This window comes from Roseovarius sp. W115 (genome assembly GCF_032842945.2).
GTDB classification, from domain to species: Bacteria; Pseudomonadota; Alphaproteobacteria; order Rhodobacterales; family Rhodobacteraceae; genus Roseovarius; species Roseovarius rhodophyticola.
In genome coordinates this window covers 1,237,771-1,253,650 of sequence record NZ_CP146606.1, presented here as the reverse complement: position 1 = coordinate 1,253,650, position 15,880 = coordinate 1,237,771, and the positions used below count along the sequence as shown (strand labels likewise).

12 protein-coding genes and 2 pseudogenes are annotated in these 15,880 nt (G+C 58.9%); 11 read left to right on the top strand and 3 right to left on the bottom strand.

Annotated elements, in window-relative coordinates; genetic code table 11:
- Positions 1–142 precede the first annotated feature (142 nt).
- Together pnp and RZS32_RS06425 are read right to left on the bottom strand one after the other, a co-directional pair.
- A complete protein-coding gene (gene pnp, locus RZS32_RS06430; protein ID WP_317056190.1) occupies positions 143–2,284 on the bottom strand; it encodes a polyribonucleotide nucleotidyltransferase in 2,142 nt (713 codons plus the stop codon).
- A gap of 292 nt (positions 2,285–2,576) precedes the next feature.
- Positions 2,577–3,413, bottom strand: a complete 837-nt coding sequence (locus tag RZS32_RS06425) for a DMT family transporter (RefSeq protein WP_317056189.1) — start codon at positions 3,411–3,413, stop codon at positions 2,577–2,579.
- A gap of 201 nt (positions 3,414–3,614) precedes the next feature.
- Between RZS32_RS06425 and RZS32_RS06420 the strand changes: the two genes are divergently transcribed.
- The 6 genes from RZS32_RS06420 (at position 3,615) to RZS32_RS06395 (ending at position 7,064) form a co-directional block, all read left to right on the top strand.
- Positions 3,615–4,148 (top strand): prolyl-tRNA synthetase associated domain-containing protein, encoded by a 534-nt coding sequence (locus RZS32_RS06420; protein ID WP_317056188.1) that lies wholly within the window; start codon positions 3,615–3,617, stop codon positions 4,146–4,148.
- 253 nt (positions 4,149–4,401) lie between these two features.
- On the top strand, positions 4,402–4,743 hold the full coding sequence (locus tag RZS32_RS06415) for an AtpZ/AtpI family protein (RefSeq protein ID WP_317056187.1): 342 nt from the start codon (positions 4,402–4,404) through the stop codon (positions 4,741–4,743).
- A gap of 11 nt (positions 4,744–4,754) precedes the next feature.
- Positions 4,755–5,531 carry a F0F1 ATP synthase subunit A gene (locus RZS32_RS06410; protein WP_317056186.1) on the top strand — a complete coding sequence of 259 codons (777 nt, stop codon included), beginning with the start codon at positions 4,755–4,757 and terminating at the stop codon, positions 5,529–5,531.
- A gap of 89 nt (positions 5,532–5,620) precedes the next feature.
- A complete protein-coding gene (locus RZS32_RS06405) occupies positions 5,621–5,857 on the top strand; it encodes a F0F1 ATP synthase subunit C (RefSeq protein WP_085799500.1) in 237 nt (78 codons plus the stop codon).
- A gap of 86 nt (positions 5,858–5,943) precedes the next feature.
- Positions 5,944–6,498, top strand: a complete 555-nt coding sequence (locus RZS32_RS06400; protein ID WP_317056185.1) for a F0F1 ATP synthase subunit B' — start codon at positions 5,944–5,946, stop codon at positions 6,496–6,498.
- 5 nt (positions 6,499–6,503) lie between these two features.
- Complete coding sequence (locus tag RZS32_RS06395; RefSeq protein WP_317056184.1) at positions 6,504–7,064, top strand: F0F1 ATP synthase subunit B; 561 nt, start codon at positions 6,504–6,506, stop codon at positions 7,062–7,064.
- A 63-nt stretch (positions 7,065–7,127) separates the two neighbouring features.
- Here RZS32_RS06395 and RZS32_RS06390 read toward each other — a convergent pair whose 3' ends face one another.
- The gene (locus RZS32_RS06390; RefSeq protein WP_317056183.1) at positions 7,128–8,099 is read right to left on the bottom strand and encodes a LysR family transcriptional regulator; all 972 of its coding nucleotides are present in this window, start codon (positions 8,097–8,099) and stop codon (positions 7,128–7,130) included.
- A gap of 104 nt (positions 8,100–8,203) precedes the next feature.
- Here RZS32_RS06390 and RZS32_RS06385 point away from each other — a divergent pair.
- From RZS32_RS06385 to RZS32_RS06360, 5 genes and pseudogenes are all read left to right on the top strand, one after another.
- Positions 8,204–9,726: pseudogene (locus RZS32_RS06385) on the top strand (trimethylamine methyltransferase family protein).
- 87 nt (positions 9,727–9,813) lie between these two features.
- Entirely contained in the window at positions 9,814–12,174 is a 2,361-nt protein-coding gene (locus RZS32_RS06375; protein WP_317057851.1) for a GcvT family protein, read from the top strand.
- Positions 12,171–14,179: pseudogene (locus RZS32_RS06370) on the top strand (GcvT family protein); the annotation flags it as partial. The gene RZS32_RS06375 and the pseudogene RZS32_RS06370, both read left to right, overlap by 4 nt.
- Positions 14,159–14,569: a glycine cleavage T C-terminal barrel domain-containing protein gene (locus tag RZS32_RS18980; protein WP_422395959.1), complete on the top strand. Its 411-nt coding sequence runs from the start codon at positions 14,159–14,161 to the stop codon at positions 14,567–14,569. The pseudogene RZS32_RS06370 and the gene RZS32_RS18980, both read left to right, overlap by 21 nt.
- Positions 14,566–15,873, top strand: coding sequence for an aspartate aminotransferase family protein (locus RZS32_RS06360; RefSeq protein ID WP_317056179.1), 1,308 nt, complete (start codon positions 14,566–14,568; stop codon positions 15,871–15,873). The genes RZS32_RS18980 and RZS32_RS06360 overlap by 4 nt, the downstream gene beginning before the upstream one ends.
- Positions 15,874–15,880 lie beyond the last annotated feature (7 nt).

Genomic DNA, 15,880 nt, shown 5'->3' with positions numbered 1-15,880 from the left:
ATTCCTCCCCCAAACCATCAACTTTATTACCCTACACAGTTCAGTTCAGATTCGGCGAGTAACATTTCAAAGAGACGTTACGTCACAAAGAAAAAACCCCGGCTCTGAGGCCGGGGTTTTCTGTTCAAAAAGATCGCTTCACTCAAGCGTCGTCTTTTTCTTTCTTCTCTTGTTTGACTTCTTCGCCGGTTTCCTGATCGACAACTTTCATCGACAGGCGCACCTTGCCGCGATCATCAAAGCCAAGAAGTTTGACTTTGACTTCCTGACCTTCCTTCAGAACGTCCGAAGGATGGTTCAGGCGGCGGTTTTCGATCTGGCTGACATGCACAAGGCCGTCGCGCTTGCCGAAGAAGTTCACGAAGGCGCCGAAGTCGACGATCTTCACGACGGTGCCGGTGTAGATGGCACCTTCTTCTGGCTCAGCCACGATCGCATGGATCATGTCATACGCTTTCTGAATGGCCTCGCCATTGGGCGATGCGATCTTGATTGTGCCTTCGTCATTGATGTCGACCTTGGCGCCGGACACTTCAACGATTTCACGGATCACCTTGCCGCCCGACCCGATCACTTCACGGATCTTGTCGGTTGGGATCTGCATGGTCTCGATGCGCGGTGCATGGACTGAGAAGTCACCGGCCTCTGTAAGAGCCTTGGCCATCTCGCCCAGGATGTGCAGACGGCCCGCTTTGGCCTGCGCCAGGGCTTTCTCCATGATCTCAGGCGTGATGCCCGCGACCTTGATGTCCATCTGCAAAGACGTGATGCCGTTCTCTGTACCCGCGACCTTGAAGTCCATGTCGCCGAGGTGATCCTCGTCGCCAAGGATGTCGGTCAGGATGCCATAGGAACCATCCTCTTCCAGAACCAGGCCCATGGCCACACCGGCCACTGGAGCTTTGAGCGGCACACCCGCGTCCATCATGCTGAGCGAACCACCACAGACCGATGCCATGGAGCTGGAGCCGTTGGACTCAGTGATCTCAGAAACCACACGCACGGTGTAAGGGAAGTCCGTTGCCGCAGGCAAAACAGCCTGCAGCGCACGCCATGCCAGCTTGCCGTGACCGATTTCACGACGTCCTGGAGGGCCCACACGGCCCGCTTCGCCAACCGAATAGGGTGGGAAGTTGTAGTGCAGCAGGAAGTTGGATTTGAAGTTGCCATGCAGCGCGTCAATGAATTGCTCATCATCGCCCGTACCAAGCGTGGTCACGACAAGGCCTTGTGTCTCACCGCGCGTAAAGAGCGCTGAGCCATGTGTGCGCGGCAGAAGGCCGGTTTCGCACACGATGGGGCGAACCTGATCCAGAGCACGGCCATCAATCCGCTTGCCGGATTTCACAATGTCGCCGCGCAGGATCGACGCTTCGAGCTTTTTGATCGCCTGGACAACGTTGATGTCCTCGCGCTGCTCTTCCGTCAGGCTTTCAAGAATATGCGCGCGCGCCTCGTTCTGGGCGGTTGTGCGATCCTGTTTGTCCTGAATTTTATAGGCCTCAACAAGCTTGGCCTCACCAGCAGCTTTCACGGCTGCATAAAGCTCTGAGATGTCTGGCGCCTGATAGTCAAATGGTTCCTTCGCGGCTTCTTCGGCTAGCGAAATGATCAGGTCGATCACCGGCTGAATCTGCGCATGCGCGAATGTGACCGCGCCGAGCATTTCCTCTTCGGTCAGCTCATAGGCCTCGGACTCAACCATCATCACGGCGTTCTTGGTGCCCGCCACAACCAGATCGAGACGCTGCTCGGGGTTGTTACGCAGGTCGTGCATATCGTCGACCTCGGGGTTCAGGATATAGTCGCCACCCTCATAGCCCACACGGCAGCCTGCGATTGGGCCCATGAATGGCGCGCCCGAAATAGTCAGAGCCGCAGAGGCCGCGATCATCGCTACAATGTCAGGATCGTTGACGAGATCATGGCTGAGCACGGTGCACATCACCAGAACTTCGTTTTTGAACCCGCTGACAAAGAGCGGACGGATCGGGCGGTCAATGAGGCGCGCGGTCAGAGTTTCTTTCTCTGTCGGGCGGGCCTCGCGTTTGAAGAAGCCACCGGGCACTTTACCGGCGGCATAATATTTCTCTTGGTAGTGAACGGTCAGAGGAAAGAAATCCTGCCCTTCACGGGGTTGCTTGGCAAAGGTCACGTTGGCCATGACCGAGGTTTCACCCAGCGTTGCAATAACAGACCCATCGGCCTGGCGGGCAACCTTGCCCGTTTCCAGTGTCAGCGTTTCCTCGCCCCACTGGATTGATTTTTTCACTTCGTTGAACATCAAAGCATCCTATCTGGAGGCACTCCCGAGCCCTCTCGGGTCCTCCGTTGCATTGGTGGCCCCATTGCCACCGACCCCTTTCATCATTTCATGCGCCGGGGTCTAAAGCGTCACGTTTCAGATGCGCGCGGCTTACAGGGTTTTATCGCGTTTGGGAAGCGCAGAACGCAACACTGTGGGCGAATCATGGTTAATGCCAAGAAATCAAGGGCTTTTGAGCATCGGTGTTGCGTCGGTATTGCGTCGGTGCGCGTGGGGCAGAACGGGCAGGTGAACCCTGCGCTCGGTGCGTTCAGGTTTTGGCAAGGCGCAGCGAGAACAATCCCGAGAAAAGGATCAGTCCCAACCCGCTGAGCGCCACCGCATCGGGCAGGTCATCAAAGAATATGAAACCCGCAATCGTCGCGGCGATGAGCTGGGTGTAGATAAGCGGCGACACCACACTGGCCGGTGTCGTGCGGTTGACCGACACAAGGATGAAGTTGCCCGCCGCCGACGCCATCGCGCTGGCCAGGATCAGGACGGAGAGGGGCAGTGTCAGCGCGGGCAGGCTCTGGGCCAGACCAATCGGTGCGAGAAGGATCGCGCCAATGATAAGTTGCGAAAAGAGCAAAAGGCGCGGTCGGATCTCCGTGGCGAGCCACCGCGTCGCCGTCAGATAAGCCCCGTAAAACACACCAGCCAAGAGCGCCCAAAGTAAGCCAGGAGAGACGCCGAAGCCCGGCTTGACCACCAGCAGAACACCGCAAAATCCCAGACCCAAAAGGGCGGTCCGCGTGGCCGTGATCTCTTCTTTCAGGAACACCGCCGAGAGCAGGTAGGAAACCATCGGCCCGACAAAGAAGACGCCGAAGACATCGGCGATGGGCTCAGTGCGCAAGGCAGTCAGGATGCAGATGATGCCTCCGGCAATGAACCCGGCGCGCAGCCAAAGCCGCCAGTCACGGATTGCCGGAAGGTCATCCTTGGTGAGTGCACAGAGCGGCCAGAGCAAAAGCGCCGCGATCCCGAACCGTGTCCATGCCACTGTGATCGGGGTCACGCCCATCGCAATGAGTGTTTTACCCGCCGTGTCGCCCAAGACGATGAGGCTCATCGCAGCGAAGATGAGGAGGAAAATGCGCAGCATTGTGGGCAAGCCTTGGGCATGAGGGCGGGTCGTGAACCGGAGGTTTCTCTATCGTCCAGTTTCATTCGGAAGCCAAGCTGCTCTGTTCCGCTCGTTGACTTCGTGGTTTGCGTTTGCAGGACTGTTATTCCCTCTAGAGCCTTTGCTTGTGGTCCGCGTAATCGTGAGGCAAGACAATCATCGGACTGTCAGGGGTTTATCATGGACGCTTCTTCTGCCTATCAGGACACGTTGCCTGTCACCTCGGACGCTTTGCTCGATCAGTTGCGGGCGGCAGGGATCGACTTTGAGTTCTATGAACACATCCCGCTGCGCACGGTGGAGGATGCCAAGACAGTGCAGGGGCATATTGTACCTGGTGGCGCAGGGCGTACGAACATCAAGAATTTCTATCTGCGGGATCGAAAGAAGCGGAATCATCTTGTCGTGTTGGAGCAGGATCGTGCGGTGGACCTCAAGACGCTGGGTGCGGCTATGGGCACGGCTGGCTTGTCGTTCGGGTCAGCAGATCGTTTGATGGAGCATTTGGGTGTACGGCCTGGCGCAGTCAGCCCCTTGGCGATGGTCACTGGGGCAGACAAAGGTGTGACGCTTTTCATGGACACCACGATAAAGACCGCTGAATGGGTTCATGTGCATCCGCTGGTCAATGATCGGACGGTGGCGATCCGGCCTGATGATCTGTTGAAATTGCTGAAGAATTGGGGGGCTGAGGTGACTTGGCTGGATATGTGAACCAGATTGTCCGCTAGGCGTTTGGTTTGGTTTTATCTGGGTATTTGAGACAAGAAAGAAGCCGGTGTGGTTTTGAATATCAACCAGTTGGTTGAATATTGCTTTGGCTTGAAATCGCCGGAAGTTGCCCCTGCGGCGCAGTCACGCACACTAAAATAATAATTTTGAATCAGGTAGTTAGCCTTCTACTGGGTCGGGTTGACTCATGCCCCCTTGCCGCATAGCACATGCACAAGGTTCCGGAGGGGATAAAGTGAGCGATCCAGACCGACGCGAGCAGCTAGAGCAGCTTGAACGACGGATCGAGGCGCTGAAGGAAAAAGACGCGCCCGCGCCCCACATGGACAACCACTACTCTCAGGCGCAGCAGGCCTGGCGGATGGTGATCGAATTGGTGGCTGGTCTGGGGATCGGCTTTGGAATGGGATACGGGCTGGATTACCTCTTTGGGACGCTGCCGATCTTTCTCATTCTGTTTACGTTGCTGGGTTTGGCGGCAGGCATCAAGACGATGATGCGCAGCGCACAGGAAATCCAGCAGGCACAAGAGGCGGAGACGCCAAAGACGAACGCGGCCCGCAAGGGCGACGAGTAAGAGGACGCAAGATGGCGGAAGACACAAAAGAAGGCGGCGCAGAACTGGTATTCCACCCGATGGATCAGTTCATTGTAAAACCTCTTTTTGGGGATGGGCCTGTCGGGCTGTTCACAGTGACAAACGTGACATTCTGGATGGCGCTGACGGTTCTGGCGATCTTTGCGCTTCTGGTTCTGGGCACATCCGGGCGGTCCACGATCCCGACGCGGATCCAGTCGATTGCCGAGCTGGCGTATGGGTTCATTCGCAAGATGGTTGAGGACGTGGCGGGCAAGGATGCTCTGCCATACTTTCCTTACATCATGACGCTGTTCATGTTCATCGTCTTCTCGAACTTCCTTGGGCTTATTCCAGGGTCTTTCACCACAACAAGCCATATCGCGGTCACAGCTGTGATGGCGATGGCGGTGTTCCTGGCGGTGACAATCCTGGGCTTTGTCAAGAACGGAGCCGGGTTCCTGGGCGTTTTCTGGATCAGTTCGGCGCCATTGGTGTTGCGCCCCGTTCTGGCGCTGATTGAGGTGATTTCCTACTTCGTGCGCCCCGTCAGCCACTCCATTCGTTTGGCGGGCAACATGATGGCGGGTCACGCGGTGATCAAAGTGTTCGCGGCCTTTGCGCCAATGATCCTGATTGGCTGGATCGGTGTTGTGGTCACGCCCTTGTCGATCATCGCAATCACAGCGATTTACGCGCTTGAGGTGCTGGTGAGCTTTATTCAGGCTTACGTCTTTACGATCCTGACCTGCGTCTATCTGAAGGACGCGCTTCATCCGCATCATTGATGGTGGGCAGGATTGCCCACCCTACCGAAACAACCGCGGGTTCGCCCGCATGAAGAGACAACTGACATTCCATCGTAAGGAGAAATCAAATGGAAGGTGACGTCGTACAAATGGGTGCATACATCGGTGCTGGTCTGGCCTGTACAGGCATGGGCGGTGCTGCTGTGGGTGTGGGCCACGTTGTTGGGAACTTCCTGTCGGGCGCTTTGCGTAACCCGTCAGCAGCCGGTGGCCAGACCGCAACCATGTTCATCGGTATCGCGTTCTCGGAAGCGCTGGGGATCTTCTCGTTCCTCGTTGCCCTTCTGCTGATGTTCGCTGTCTAAACCAAGCGGAACCTAATCCTTACGCAGGGGTGAAAGGCGGGGCCTTTCACCCTCAGTAATCGGAAGTTCCCAAGGAGGACGCGACAATGGCGAGCGAAACGCATGATGCAGCCGGTACAGCCAGCGCCTGTGTAGACGCAGGTGGTGGGGCCATTGGCATGCCGCAGCTCTGCGGCGAATGGATGGGCAATCAGGTCTTCTGGCTGGTGATTACGCTCATCGTGATCTTTTTCATCCTGTCGCGCATTGCGCTGCCGCGGATTGCGGCGGTTCTGTCCGAGCGTCAGGGGACCATTACGAATGACCTGGCCGCAGCCGAAGATCTGAAGGTCAAGGCGCAGGAAGCCGAAGAGGCCTATAACAAGGCGCTGGCGGATGCCCGTGCCGAGGCGCAGAACATCGTGGCCGAAACCAAGGCCGATATCAAAGCCGAGCTCGACGTGGCCACCGCCAAGGCGGATGCCGAGATTGCCGCAAAGGCAGCCGAAGGTGAAAAGGCGATTGCCGAAATCCGCGCCAATGCGCTGGAAAGTGTTAAGGACGTGGCCAAGGATACGGCCAAGGAACTGATTTCTGCCATGGGCGTGAAAGCCGATGCGCGGTCGATCACGTCCTCTGTGACAGCGAAATTGAAAGGGTAATCACCATGAAACAGCTGATTGCCACACTCATTGCCGTGAGCGCCGCCAGCCCTGCGTTGGCCGCCAAAGGCCCGTTCTTTTCGCTGAGCAACACGAATTTCGTGGTGCTGATTTCCTTCCTGTTGTTCATCGCAGTGCTGCTCTATCTCAAGGTGCCATCCCTGCTCGGTGGTATGCTGGACAAGCGCGCCGAGGGGATCAAGGCCGAGCTGGATGAAGCCCGCGCCCTGCGCGAAGAGGCGCAGAGCCTTTTGGCGAGTTATGAGCGCAAACAGAAAGAAGTGCAGGAACAGGCTGACCGGATCGTGACGCAAGCCAAGGCGGAAGCCGCGGAAGCTGCGGAACAGGCGAAGAAAGACCTTGAAGTCTCTATTGTACGCCGTGTGAAAGCGGCCGAGGATCAGATTGCCTCGGCTGAGGCCAGCGCTGTGAAAGACGTGCGTGACCAGGCTGTTTCCGTTGCGGTATCTGTTGCCAAGGACGTCGTGGCCAAGAATATGACCGCCACCGCAGGAAAATCGCTGATCGATGATGCGATTGCCGAGGTCGAGGCCAAGCTGCACTGAGTACTTGCAGGGAAATCCTTTTACTCTGAAAATGTAGGGCCCGGGCTATTTGCCCGGGCTTTTTCATGCTGGTTCAGGTGCGGTCACGGCATCAAGACCGACCTGTCCCATATGCGCCTTGATCACATCGACCATGCTGCGCCGTGCGGTTTTGGCAAAATGGGATGGCAGCGACCCCAGCTCTTTGTCTCGCGCCACAACAGTGATGCGCCGCGATAGACCTGCGACAGGAAGGGGACGCACCTGCAGCGGCATTTGTTCGACAAACCCATCCATCAAGAGGCTCGGTGTCAGAAGCGTAAAGCCAAGCCCCCGGGCTACACATGAGGTAACCATGCTGGATCTGTCCGCCTGAATAACGCGTGGAATGTTCAGTTTCAGCCGCCGTAGATGTTGTTCGGTCTGGCGCCCGACGCTTGTCGTATCTGCAAAGCGCACAAGAGGAAGCGTGTTCAGAATGTCGTCCAGGCGATCCTGTGGCCCGGCATATTCTCCGGGCAGTACAAGTAGGAAGGCCTCTTGTAGCACAGAGTGTCGTTCCAGCCCGTCCATGTCGTAAAAGGGATTGGAGCTTATCACGATATCGGCCTGTTTGGTGCGCAAAAGCGTTTCATGGTCGCCGCTTTGACCGGCACGCAATGTCATGTCTTCGACCCCGAACGTGTCCTTGGCAAGCTTGACCAGTGGCACGGTCAGAGTGGTCGCGATGGAGGCCAGCATGCCCACACGCAGCCGGCTGATCGGATGTGGCCCTTGATGGCGCATTTCTGAGGAAAGATCGGCGACAGCATTCAGCACCCGGGCTGCATGGCGGAACATAAGTTCACCGGTTTGCGTCGGCTTCAACGGGCGCGTGGTGCGGTCCACCAACGTAGTACCATAGGCGCGTTCGAGATTGGCGATATGCTGTGATGCCGCCGATTGAGTCATCCCGACAAGATGGGCAGCGGCGGTCATCTGACCGGTTTCGACCAGGGCGACATAAACCTCCATGGCTTTCAGAAGGTTGGTGTCGGTGGACATGCGTTTGGACATTGATGCGCTCCATCTTGGTAAAAGTATTAGAAATACTAATGATGTAATCTGTCAATTGACCGATCCGAGCCGCGGAGCGCAGGCTGTGTGAGGGAGGATGTGATGTGACAAGATCGTCCAATGCATCGCGGAAACGTCGTAGGCCGGAACGCCCGGTTCAACCGCGTGCACCCTATGTGACGCGCGCGATCGGGCCATTGCCGGTGCTGAGCGAAGAGGGGCTTGCGCTGATCGAAACGAATGCGGAACGCATTCTGGCTGAGACTGGTATGGAGTTTCATGACGATCCTGAGGTCCTCAAGATCTTTCGCGAAGCGGGCTGTGATGTAGTTGGCACCTGTGTACGGTTCGCGCCGGGCTTTTGTCGCAAAACCATTCAGGCCACAGCACCTGCTACTTTTCAACAGCAGGCTAGGAAGCCGGATAACTCTGTGCAGATGGGAGGGCGTGCCACGGTGCTTTGCCCGTCCTGGGGACCGCCCTTTGTGCATGATCTGGATCTGGGGCGGCGCTATGCGAGTTACGACGATTTTGTCACGCTGGTGAAGCTACACCAGACAATCCCCTGGCTGCATCATTCGGGTGGAGTGGTGTGTGAACCGGTCGACCTGCCCGCCAGCACGCGGCATCTGGATATGCTGTACGCTCATATCCGCTGGTCTGACCGGCCCTTTATGGGGGCCTTCATAGGTGCGGAACGCTCGGGCCATGCAATTGATATGGCACGGATTGTATTTGGGGATCGGATGATGGCAGAGCCTGTGCTCTATTGCGTCTCCAACACCAACGCGCCGCTGGTCATGGATGCCAATATGTCGGGCGCTTTGAAGACATACGCCCGCGCAGGGCAACCCGTGGCCTGCACGCCCTGGGTGCTGACCGGCGCGATGAGCCCCTGCACCGTGGCGGGAACCTTGGCGCAGGTTTTGGCCGAGGCGATGGCAGGCCTGGCGCTCGTGCAACTCATTAACCCTGGTGCACCCTGCCTGATGGGATCGTTTGCTGCGACCATGTCCATGCAATCAGGCGCGCCCACTTTCGGCACACCAGAGGCGGGGCAGATGGTTCTGGCGGCGGGGCAGTTGGCGCGGCGGTTGGGTGTGCCGCTTCACACTGTGGGTACGCTTTCGGCGTCCAAGCTGCCCGATGCACAAAGCCAGCAAGAGGCGACCTGGGGCCTGATGATGTCGATGTTTGCGGGGGCCAACCTCATTAACCACGCCACGGGCTGGCTGGAGGGGGGCTGGTGACCAGCTTCGAGAAAACCATGCTGGATGCAGACCTGTGTGGCAAGCTGATGCGGTTTTTTGAAGGCATTGACCTGAGCGAAAATGCCCAAGCGATGAGCGCCATTGCCGCGACTGGGCCGGGGCAGCATTTTCTGGGCTCCGATCACACGCAGGCCAACTTTCTCACAGCGCTCTTCCGGCCGGAAACGCCGGACAACACATCTTATGAACAATGGACTGACGCCGGGCAGCTGGATGCCAGCCAAAGGGCAAATGCGCTTTGGAAAGCGCATCTGGAAGCCTATGACGACCCCGGGCTTGACCCGTCCGTAGACGAAGAGCTGCAGGCCTATATGGCCAAGACCAAGGAAGAGATCGGCGAGGCTGCGTATTTCTGATGGGTTTGGGTGGGGGAAATTTCTTGCAAGAAATTTGCCTAGAAAATTTGAATTTTCTAGCGCCGGGAGGCGGGTGAATTGGCTGAGGTGGTGATCGTCGGCGGTGGGGCCAATGGGCTGAGCTTGGCCTATCATCTGGCTCGGGGTGGCATGCGCGATGTTGTGCTGTTGGAGCGCAACAGCCTCACTTCGGGGACCAGCTGGCATGCGGCGGGGATTGTTGGCCCACTCAGGGCAACGCCCAACATGACGCGGCTGGCGATGGAGGCTCTGACGCTCTTTCCTGCGCTGGAAGATGAGACGGGGATGGCCACGGGCTATCGCCGGACGGGCGGCTATTGGTTGGCGCGGGCGCCGGCGCGGATGGATGAGCTTTGCCGGATTGCCGCTCTGGGGCAAACCGTTGGGCTCTCGCCGGAGATTGCCGACCCTGCGGCGGTAGATGTGCCTGGTCTTGATCTGCGGGATCATGTGGGTGCGCTGGCTGTGCCCGAGGATGGAAATGTTAATCCAGTGGATTTGTGCATGGCCTATGCGCGCGCAGCCAAGGCACGGGGTGTGGACATCCGTGAAGGCGCGCATGTCACGCGCATTGAAACGCAGGCCAGGCGCGTCACAGGCGTGCGCCTTGCCGATGGATCTGTGATTGCCGCGCCCCAGGTGGCGCTCTGTGCCGGGGCGTGGTCCAAGCCGTTGGCGTCGCATGCTGGTCTGGCGCTGCCTCTGCAGGCCGTAGAGCATATGTATGTGGTGACTGAGCCGATGCCCAATCTGCCTGATCCCTTTCCGGTGCTGCGGGATCTGGATACCGGAATTTATGTCAAGGGCGACGCAGGCAAGCTGGTGATCGGAGGGTTTGAGCCCCAAGCGAAATGTTGGGATGCCTTTGGGCCAGAGGGGGACCGGCCGTTTCTGGAACTGGCAGAGGATTGGGATCAGTTTGGGCCATTCATGCAGGCCGCTCTGGACCTGATGCCGAGACTGGAACAGGTGGGTATTCAGCATTTCATGAATGGGCCCGAGAGTTTTACGCATGACACGCGCCCTCTAATCGGGCCTGCGCCAGAGGTCGCGGGGCTCTTTGTGGCGGCGGGGATGAATTCGGTGGGCGTGATGTCATCGGCTGGCATCGGGCGGCTTTTGGCAGGGTGGATGACAGAAGGCGCGCCGGAGTGGGATGCGTGGGAGGTTGATGTGGCGCGTGTCGATCCACAGGCGGCGGATGCGGCGCATATGGCGGCACGGATGGAAGAAGCGGTGGCTGATCTCTTTGCGCTTCATTGGCCCTACAAACAACCCGAGGCGGGGCGAGGGCTGCGGTGTTCGGGGTTGCATGACCGTTGGGCTGCGCAGGGCGCTGTGTTCGGTCAGACCGCCGGATGGGAGCGCGGGCTTTGGTACGCTCAGACCGAGGCGGAGCGTGACTTACCCTATTCGGTCGGAGCGCAGCCATGGTGGGAGATTGCAGCGCGAGAAGCGGCTGAGATGGCAGAGGGCGCGGTGTTGCTCGATTTGTCGCCCTTCACCAAGGTTGAGATCACAGGCCCCGACGTCTTGGGCTTTCTCAATATGCACGCCGCGGCGCAGATGGATGTGCCCGTTGGCAAAGCGGTCTATACGCCCATCCTGAACGACGGGGGTGGCATAGAGGCGGATGTGACCATCACGCGGCGTGCTGCGGATCGGTTCTGGCTGGTGTCAGGTGCTGCGACGCGGTGGCGGGACATGGCACTTTTGCGGGCGCGCGCGGTGGGCTGGGAAGTGCAGATTGCGGATCAAACCGAAACCGAAGTTGTCATTGGCGTGATGGGCGCTGGGTCTCGGAGCTTGCTTACCCATGTGTCAGATGCTGATTGGCAGGGGTTTGGGTTTGGCACCGCGCGGGAGGTTTTGGTCTCGGGCGCGCCCTGTCTCGCCACACGTCTCAGCTTTGTGGGCGAGTTGGGATGGGAACTCTCGATCCCAAGCGGCAAAGCAGGTCAGGTATTCGACGCCCTCATCGTTGCTGGGGCCAAACCCATGGGGCACTACGCGCTGGATGGCTGTCGCATTGAAAAAGGCTTCAAACATTGGGGGCATGATATCGGGCCCGATGTTACGCCGCTTGAGGCGGGGCTTGGGTTTACCATTGATTGGTCGAAGGACTTCATCGGCAAGGCGGCGCTGGAGATGCAAAAGGCCGAAGGTGTGAAACGCCGTCTGTGTCTCTTTCAGGTCGAGGGAAAGCCGCTTTTACTGCATGACGAGCCCATCTGGTGTGAGGGGCGTGTTGTGGGGTTAACCAGTTCAGGTGCGAGAGGGCCGCGCACGGGGCTGGACCTCTGCTTTGGCTTGATTGAGGCCGCCGTCGATGGCCCGGTTGAAATTGAGGTGGCCGGGCAACGCTATCCAGCTAAGCGCCTTAAACGCTCACCGTTTGATCCAGACGGTACAAGGATGCGGGCATGAGTGACGTGCAAGTGATCATCATTGGCGGCGGGGTTATGGGATGTTCGCTCCTCTACCATCTGGTTAAGGACGGCTGGCGGGATGTTCTCTTGTTAGAGAAAAACGACCTTACCCATGGCTCGACATGGCATGCGGCAGGGCTTTGCACGCATTTCGCCCATAATCCGACTATTCAGGAGCTACGCGCCACGTCTGTGCGGCTGTACCGTGACATCCTGCCCGAAGAGACCGGGCAGTCCTGTGGCTTTCATTCCTCTGGAGCAATGCGCATCACACGCAATCCCGACCGGATGGATGAATTTCGTCATGTGGCTGGTCTGTCGGCCTTCACGGGGTATCCGTTGGAAATTCTGACGCCGGACCGGATTGCTGAGCTTAACCCTTTGGCACAGCTTGATGGGCTGATTGGTGGGATTTACGAACCTGATGACGGGCATGTGGACCCAAGTCTTGCCACGAATGCAATGGCGCAGGTGGCGACAAAGAGTGGTGCCACGATCAAGCGCTTCTGCCCGGTGCGCGCGATCCGGCGGGAGGATGGGCTTTGGGTTGTAGAAACCGAGAATGGCAAGTTTCGAGCTGAACATCTTGTCAACGCGGCAGGGACCTGGGGCTTTGAGATTGGCCAGATGATGGGGGTCAATGTGCCCTCGGTACCGGTGCTGCACCAGTATCTGGTGACCGATACGGTGGGGGCTGTGGCTGAGCGACAATCGCAAGGATTGCCAGAGTTGCCGATCATCCGCGACCCTGAAGAAAGCTGGTATGTGCGGCAGGAACGGGATGGGTTGATCCTGGGGCCCTATGAACGCGAGGCGCAGGTCTGGTCGCCCGATGGCGTGCCTGAAGAGTTCGGCGCCGATCTGATGCCGCCTGATCTGGACCGGGTGGAACATATCATCGAGGCCGCGATGGCGCGGATCCCTGCGCTGGGTGAGGGTGGTGTGAAAACCGTGATCAACGGGCCGATCACCTTTAGCCCGGATGCCAATCCTCTGATTGGTCCCGCACATGGGGTCGAGAATGCCTGGCTGCTGACGGGATCCTCCATGGGGGTGATGGAAGGCGGCGGCGCGGGCAAGTTTCTGTCCCATTGGATGACCCATGGTGCGCCGCCGATGGATGCTCTGGCCGTGGATCCGCGTCGGTTTGGGCAATGGGCGAACCGAGACTACCGCATCGCCAAGGCGGTGGAGTGCTTCGGACTTCAGTTTGGGGTGCACTATCCGCATGAAGAACGCCCTGCGGGGCGGGATCTTCGCAAATCTCCGCTGCATGGTTTGATGGTTGAGCGCAGGGCCGTAATGGGGGCCGCCTACGGTTGGGAGCGGCCCAACTGGTTTGCGGATGCGCCGGGGGCTGTGGCGGAGGAAACATTCCGCCGGGCCAACTGGTTTGACCCTGTAGGACAAGAGTGCAAGGCCGTCGCAGAACGCGTGGCATTGGCCGACCTGTCGGTATTTTCCAAGTTTGAGGTCACCGGGCCGGATGCGGTGGCTTTTGTGGATCAGCTTGGGGCCAACCGCGCGCCCAAACCCGGACGCGTTGGACTGACCCATGTCCTGACCCCGGTGGGGGCGTTGCGGCTGAGTATTCCGTGGCCATGCTCAGTGAGACAAGCGCCTATCTGACCTCGGCGGCGGCGGCAGAAGAGATGGATTTCGATCTGCTCCGCGCGCGTTCTGATGGGTGGGATGTTGAGATCACCAACCTCACCGAAGAAATGGCGGTCATTGGTCTGATGGGGCCCAGGGCACGGGACATTCTAGCAGCGCTGACGGACGCGAGCCTTGGGCCGTGGTTAACCGTGCAGGAGATTGCCTTGGCGGGTGTGCCTGTACGGCTGCTGCGCGTCTCCTATGTTGGTGAGCTTGGCTGGGAATTGCATGTAGCACGCGATGAAGCGGTGGCGGTTTTCGAAACTTTGGAAACAGCGGGTCAGCCCTATGACATTGGCCTCTACGGGGCCTATGCCGCCAATGCGATGCGGCTTGAGAAGGGTTATCGCGCCTGGGGCAGTGACCTTACCACTGAGCGCAGCCCGCTGGAGGCGGGGCTGGGATATCTGGTGCGCCCTGCGGGGCGCGACTTTGTGGGCCGTGATGCGATGCTGGCACGGCAGGATAACGCGCCCTGGGACATGGTCCTGCTTGAGATTGAGGGAGGCGACGTGGACCCGTTTTATGCCCATGGCCTGTGGCAGGGCACGCGCAGTGTGGGCGTCGTGACCTCGGGCGCGTATGGGCACCGCACCGGCAAGGTTCTGGCGCTGGCTTATCTGCGCGATGCCGCGGCGCGAGATGGTTTGAGCGTGGAAATTCTTGGGCAAAGGCGCGCGGCGCGTATTCTGGACTGTGCGCCCTATGACCCTGGCAATGAAAGGATGAAGCAATGATCAAAACCGATTGGTCGATTGAGGCCACCGCCGCGCGGAGGGCGCAATATTATGCTGCTTCGCAGTCAAAATTCGTCCCCTTCAAAGAGCCGATGGTCTTTAAGCGCGGGTCGATGCAGTACCTCTGGGATGCAGAGGATCGCAAATATATCGACCTGCTGGGTATGAATGTGTGCATCTCGGTGGGCCATTCGCACCCTGATGTGGTCAAAGCGGCAACCGAGCAGGCGCAGACGCTGACCCATTGCACCACGATGTTCTATCACCCCACGCCCGCCCATCTGGCCGAAGAGCTGGCCGCGACCATGCCCAAGGAGGAAGAGTGGGTTGTGCATTTCACCAATTCCGGCGCCGAGGCCATTGATCTGGCGATGACCATGGCGCGGACATACACGGGCAACCTTGACCTTCTGGCGTTGCGCACGTCCTACCATGGGCCGACTGCGGCGGCGCAGTCGGTCACGGGCATTGCGGGCTGGCGGCATCCGGGCATGCCAGGGCATGTGGCGTTTGTGCCCGAGCCCAACCAGTACCGCGGGATTTTTGGTGAGAACGCAGGGGCTGCGCCTTATCTCGATGAGATTGAGCGCGCCATTGCCACCGCCACAACCGGCTGCGTGGCAGGCATGCTTGTGGAAAGCGTGCAGGGCTATGGCGGGATCATTGAGATGCCCAAAGGATATATGTCAGGGGCCGCCGAACGTGTGCGCGCGGCGGGTGGGCTCTACATTGCGGACGAGGTCCAGTCGGGCTTTGGTCGCACGGGCGACCACATGTGGGGGTTTAAGGCCGACGGCGTGGTGCCGGATATTGTTGTCATGGCCAAGGGTATCGGCAATGGCTTCCCTCTTGGGGCCGTAGTGGCGCGCAAAGCTGTGGCGGCCCCTATGGCCGACAAGTTCATGTTCCACACCTACGGGGCCAATCCCACAAGCTGCGCCGCGGGCCGGGCTGTGCTTGAGGTGATCCGGCGTGACAAGGTGCAGGAGAATGCGCGGGAGGTGGGCGCAGCGCTTCTGGAACGGCTTCACGAGTTGAAAGACAAACATGCCGCCATCGGGGACGTGCGCGGCAGGGGCTTGATGCTGGCCATTGAGATGGTGAAGGACCGCAAGACCAAGGAACCCGATGAGGATGTCACAGCGGCGGTGTTTGAAAAGACCCGCGACGCCGGGCTGATCCTGTCAAAATCCGGGCCGCACCGGTCCTGCCTGCGCATGGTGCCGCCGATGTGTTTGTCGTTGCAGGATGTGGACAAGGTGGCTGAAGGGCTGGATGCGGCGTTTCGGTCGGCTGCAACGTAAAGACGGC

Coding starts and splice junctions, on each gene's coding strand:
- pnp (WP_317056190.1), bottom strand. CDS start 2,284: ATGTTCAACGAAGTGAAAAAATCAATCCAGTGGGGCGAGGAAACGCTG.
- RZS32_RS06425 (WP_317056189.1), bottom strand. CDS start 3,413: ATGCTGCGCATTTTCCTCCTCATCTTCGCTGCGATGAGCCTCATCGTC.
- RZS32_RS06420 (WP_317056188.1), top strand. CDS start 3,615: ATGGACGCTTCTTCTGCCTATCAGGACACGTTGCCTGTCACCTCGGAC.
- RZS32_RS06410 (WP_317056186.1), top strand. CDS start 4,755: ATGGCGGAAGACACAAAAGAAGGCGGCGCAGAACTGGTATTCCACCCG.
- RZS32_RS06405 (WP_085799500.1), top strand. CDS start 5,621: ATGGAAGGTGACGTCGTACAAATGGGTGCATACATCGGTGCTGGTCTG.
- RZS32_RS06400 (WP_317056185.1), top strand. CDS start 5,944: ATGGCGAGCGAAACGCATGATGCAGCCGGTACAGCCAGCGCCTGTGTA.
- RZS32_RS06395 (WP_317056184.1), top strand. CDS start 6,504: ATGAAACAGCTGATTGCCACACTCATTGCCGTGAGCGCCGCCAGCCCT.
- RZS32_RS06390 (WP_317056183.1), bottom strand. CDS start 8,099: ATGTCCAAACGCATGTCCACCGACACCAACCTTCTGAAAGCCATGGAG.
- RZS32_RS18980 (WP_422395959.1), top strand. CDS start 14,159: ATGCGGCTTGAGAAGGGTTATCGCGCCTGGGGCAGTGACCTTACCACT.
- RZS32_RS06360 (WP_317056179.1), top strand. CDS start 14,566: ATGATCAAAACCGATTGGTCGATTGAGGCCACCGCCGCGCGGAGGGCG.